The 4,084-nt window shown below is 63.2% G+C and carries 5 protein-coding genes and 1 tRNA gene; 3 read left to right on the plus strand and 3 right to left on the minus strand.

Features of this window, described 5'->3' with window-relative positions; translation table 11 throughout:
- The first annotated feature begins 185 nt into the window (after positions 1-185).
- Positions 186-271: transfer RNA gene (locus EN991_RS26000), tRNA-Leu, on the plus strand.
- 95 nt (positions 272-366) lie between these two features.
- Here EN991_RS26000 and EN991_RS26005 read toward each other — a convergent pair.
- From EN991_RS26005 to EN991_RS26015, 3 genes are read right to left on the minus strand one after another with little or no spacing between them, the layout of a single operon-like run.
- Positions 367-1,815: an aromatic amino acid lyase gene (locus EN991_RS26005; protein ID WP_127369839.1), complete on the minus strand. Its 1,449-nt coding sequence runs from the start codon at positions 1,813-1,815 to the stop codon at positions 367-369.
- A gap of 26 nt (positions 1,816-1,841) precedes the next feature.
- Positions 1,842-2,426 (minus strand): GDYXXLXY domain-containing protein, encoded by a 585-nt coding sequence (locus EN991_RS26010; protein ID WP_027160417.1) that lies wholly within the window; start codon positions 2,424-2,426, stop codon positions 1,842-1,844.
- Positions 2,423-3,541 (minus strand): DUF2157 domain-containing protein, encoded by a 1,119-nt coding sequence (locus EN991_RS26015; RefSeq protein ID WP_127369840.1) that lies wholly within the window; start codon positions 3,539-3,541, stop codon positions 2,423-2,425. Before EN991_RS26015 ends, EN991_RS26010 begins: the two co-directional genes overlap by 4 nt.
- A gap of 237 nt (positions 3,542-3,778) precedes the next feature.
- On the opposite strand from EN991_RS26015, the gene EN991_RS26020 reads away from it, so the two are divergent.
- Together EN991_RS26020 and EN991_RS26025 are read left to right on the plus strand one after the other, a co-directional pair.
- A complete protein-coding gene (locus EN991_RS26020) occupies positions 3,779-3,919 on the plus strand; it encodes a DUF1127 domain-containing protein (RefSeq protein WP_013531315.1) in 141 nt (46 codons plus the stop codon).
- Between the two features lie 49 nt (positions 3,920-3,968).
- Positions 3,969-4,084 (plus strand): DUF1127 domain-containing protein (locus EN991_RS26025; RefSeq protein WP_127369841.1); only part of this gene is annotated, 116 nt, incomplete at its 3' end.

Here is a 4,084-nt window from a genome sequence, read left to right on the forward strand (position 1 = left end):
GGGCCTGAGAGGCGCCGGCCTTGGCGGATCAAATCCACCACACAGGCATCCTACCACTACCCGCCGCGCCGATAATTCCGTGATCGCGCCAGTATCATCAAGCCGCCCGGTCTGTTTGCACGTTCGGCGAACGCTCAACAACACGACTTGACGGCCTGTGTCTGGCGTCTGAAAAGGGCTGGCCTGCGGACGTGGCGGAATTGGTAGACGCAAGGGACTTAAAATCCCTCGATCTCTGATCGTACGGGTTCGATTCCCGTCGTCCGCACCACCCTTCGCTCTTCGAGCTTCGGGTGGCAGGCCACCTGAAGCTCGGCAGGTTCGTTCAGGCGCACCAATTTCACCGGCTACAGCTTGTCGGCATCTCTACGCCTCGAACACTTTCTCAGTGAACCATTCCGCCAACCTGGCAAGCTCCGGCCCCAGCACGCGATCGGCGCCGACAGGCGGCACGATAGCTCTGATTTGATCGACGAAGGAACGCAGTGTCGGCGGCGGCGTCCGTTCGGTGACGTGCAGCGCCTGCGAGGCGATCATTGCCAGCATCGCCATGGCGGCATCGACGCAGCGGCCGGCGGTTGCTTCCTTGGTCCATGCGAAGAACGCCGTCGTGGCGACGTCGTCCTGCCCCGCGCCAGCCGATTCCGTGCCCGGAATGAAGGTGCGCTGTGCGGCCAGCTTGGCCTGCTCAAGATAACCGGTGATCGCCATCGGCACATAGCCGACATTGCCATGGCCATCGCTGTCGGCTGAGTGACGTCCGGTCATCAGCAGATCCGGCAGCAGCGACACCTTGCCGTTCAGAAGCTTCGAGGCGTGGCGGTCGCAGAGCAGGCAGATGTCGGCCCATATCGCCGCCAGATCGTCCAGCGCCGGCGTTGCCATCGCATTGTGATAGCCGCCGGTCGAGATGCAGCGGCCGAGCCGATGTGCATCGTCGGGCGGGATGTAGACGGGATTGTCCGATACCGAGGCCAGCGACACATTGGCCGCCCGCTCGGCCGTCGCCAGCGCACGATGCGCCTGGCCGAGGACGCGCGGCACGATGCGGTAGCTGACCGGCGCCTGATAGTTGCGTCGCCCATCGCCGGCGCCAACCAGAAACTCCCGCAATCCCTGCAGGGCAGCCGTCTCATGCTCATCGCCCCAGAGCGTGTCGAGCGCCGCGTCATAGTGCTCGAGCGGCGCGCGAAACGCTTCGATCGACAGCGCGAACACTTTTTGCGCCATGCGGATGCGGCGGCGCCCCGCGAGCGCTGCGTCGGCCACCAAAGCGGCGGCGCAGGGCGAGCCGTTGATGAGCGAGCCGCGTTCCTTGACCTCGAGGTCGAAGCGCGTCGAAAGTTCTGCAAACAAGGGATAGAGCGCCAGGATCTCACCGGCGCCGCCCTGGCCGGAGGCCGGCACGACAGGCATCGGCTCACCGTCGAGCATCGCGGCCACGGCTAGCGCGATGCGCGGCGTGGTGGCGGCGTTGCCCTCGATGAAGTTTGTCAGACGGGCAAGCACGATCGCCCTGACCACGCGATCCGGCAAGGGATCGCCGAACGAGGTGGCGGCGGCAAACGCCTTGATGCGCGCATGGCGATCACGCTCGTCAGGTTCGAGCTTTCGGCTTGCCAATTCCCCCATGGCGGTTGTGACGCCATAGATGACCGGTGGCGGATCGGATTCGATCAGCTTCAGAAACGAGGCGCGGCATTCGGCGATGCGCTGCAAGGCCTTCTCGCTGATCTCCACCGTGTCCTTCTTCCAGGCGACGCGGAAGACAGTGTCGAGGTTGATGTCGTCACGCGTCGACAGGCTAACTGGCATGCTTCACACCATCGGAAATAAGGGACCTAGTAGAGTGGTTCCTCGAACAGCGTCTTGTCGCCGTCGACCAGCGCCTTGATCTGTGCGGTGCCGTCGCCGGCAAGCGCAAGACGGATGCCGAATGGCCGCACCCGCATGTCGTTCTGGATCGCCATCCCCTCGCCTTCCGGCAGATAGAAGCGCTCGATGCCATAGTCCGGCGCGATGGTCGCCTCTTCGCCGCGAAGGTCCCAGCCTTCGGCGATGTGGCCTAGAATATCGGCCTCGTCGGCGGTTGCCATCGTTGGCGCCTTGCCGAACCAGGCGGCCGTCGGCTGCCAATAGCCGTCGGCGCCCTTCTTCAGGCGCACCACAATCGACGTATCGTCGCTTGAAAATTTGTCGGGCGGAATGTTGGCGATCATTTTCACCGGTATGCGTGAAATCTCGTAGCCCAGGATAATATAGTCGCCGCGCAGGAGGTCGCGCGGATCGACGGGTTCGATCTTCAGCAGCACTTCCTTGCCGTTGCGCAGGATCGCCGCCCGGCCGGCGATGATCCAGCTCAGGAAGCCTATCTGGACGAGCGCCACCACCAGCGCCGAGATGACAAGCCTTTTCCCGGTGATCATGCCGTGGCTCCCTTGGCGTCTGGGCCCTTCATGCGTTTTTCCACGCGGATGATGACGATCGCGAGGATGCCGAGCAGCACCGCGGCGGCCAGGAAGAAACCGGCCGTATCGAGCATCGATTGCAGGGTCACGACATAGATGATGGCGAGTTCGAAGGCGAAGCCGAGATAGGCAAGCCAGCGTAGCCCACGGCTCTCCCGTCCTGCCAGCACGATCGCGGCGACAACACCGGCCAGCGCGATCGCCGAAGCGAGGGCAAAACCGCTGTTGTAGGTGCTCTCGTCGGCGAGTTCGAACTGGATCATTGCGAGGCCGGTGAGGAAGCCGAGCAGCGCGTGCAAGGGCAAGCGGCCGCCGAGTTGCACGACCCGGTCGACCGGGCCAGGCGCGAAGACCGAGGCCGCGAACAGCAGCGCCGAGGCGACGACCAGCGGGATCGCCACCTGCAGCGTGTCGTGGTTGGTGACCAGCAGCATAAGATAGAACAGCACCGACAGGATAATCAGGTGGCGCGCCGCCTGGCTGCGGGTCCAGAACGAGACGGCAAACAGCACGATCGCCATGACGACGAAGCCGTGCGGAAAATCGCTGCGGCTGTAATAGTCGAAGCCTTTGAGGAACAGCCAGGCATCGGCGATGCCGACCGAAGCCACCGTCAGCGGGTTCGATCGCAGCGCAACCGCCGCCAGCGCCGTGCCGGCTCCCCAGGTCACCAGAGCCGAGGCCTCGTCGCCCGAGAGATGATACATCTGGCCGATCAGCGCGATCGAGCCGCCGAAAGCCGCGGCCGCCACGATCCACAGCGCTTCCCCGATTGCCGCATGGTCGCGGGCCTTCAGCGCCGCGCCGCCGACATAGCCGCCAAGGATGACGGCAAACAGCGCCGCCACGCGCGCCAGCCTCGGGATCGCGTCCCAATTGGCGGCGACGAAAATCAGGATGGCGGCGCCGAACAGCAAGGCGGCCATCATAGCCAGGATCGAGCCGAAGCTCAGCGACTTGCGCTCGTTGGCCTCGACATCGCGCGCCAGCGAATCGGCCGTCGCGGCGTCGATCATGCCGGCCTGCTGCCAGCGCGCGATATCCGCCCTGACCCGCGACGAATAGCTCGCCATGCTGCTTCTCCCCCCAGTTTGGTCTTTTTTGCAGCCGATCCGGTCAAGCCGTTGGCGCTAAGGCATTTTCCGATTCGGGTTTCTTTGTGTCAGGTCCGTGAACGCGCGTTAATGCTGCATTGCACAATTTGCATTGCTGCCATGCAGCCATAGCGCTTTTAAATCGATATGGGTCCGCCTATTTATAGTTCGTACACAAACGGAATGATCCGCAAGAAAGACGAAACGAGAACTACCATGAACCTGATCCGCAACTACCGCAACTGGCGCCGCTACAGGGACACCGTGTCCGAGCTGAGCCGCCTGAGCAACCGTGAACTGACCGACCTCGGCATCAGCCGCAGCGACATTCCTTACGTCGCTCGCAAGGCGGTCTAATTCTTCGGACCGCGAATGGTCCGAACCAGTTTTGAAAAAGAGAACGACAATGAACCTGATCCGCAACTATCGTAACTGGCGCGTTTATCGCGAGACGGTTACCGAGCTGGGTCGCCTTTCGAACCGCCAGCTGCATGATCTCGGTATCGTCCGCGACGAAATCAA

The sequence above is a fragment of the Mesorhizobium sp. M7A.F.Ca.US.005.03.2.1 genome (assembly GCF_003997795.1).
GTDB lineage: Bacteria > Pseudomonadota > Alphaproteobacteria > Rhizobiales > Rhizobiaceae > Mesorhizobium > Mesorhizobium ciceri.

Bases quoted from the DNA above. Each gene is read 5' to 3' on its own strand.
- EN991_RS26005 (WP_127369839.1), bottom strand. From the start codon at position 1,815: ATGCCAGTTAGCCTGTCGACGCGTGACGACATCAACCTCGACACTGTC.
- EN991_RS26010 (WP_027160417.1), bottom strand. From the start codon at position 2,426: ATGATCACCGGGAAAAGGCTTGTCATCTCGGCGCTGGTGGTGGCGCTC.
- EN991_RS26015 (WP_127369840.1), bottom strand. From the start codon at position 3,541: ATGGCGAGCTATTCGTCGCGGGTCAGGGCGGATATCGCGCGCTGGCAG.
- EN991_RS26020 (WP_013531315.1), top strand. From the start codon at position 3,779: ATGAACCTGATCCGCAACTACCGCAACTGGCGCCGCTACAGGGACACC.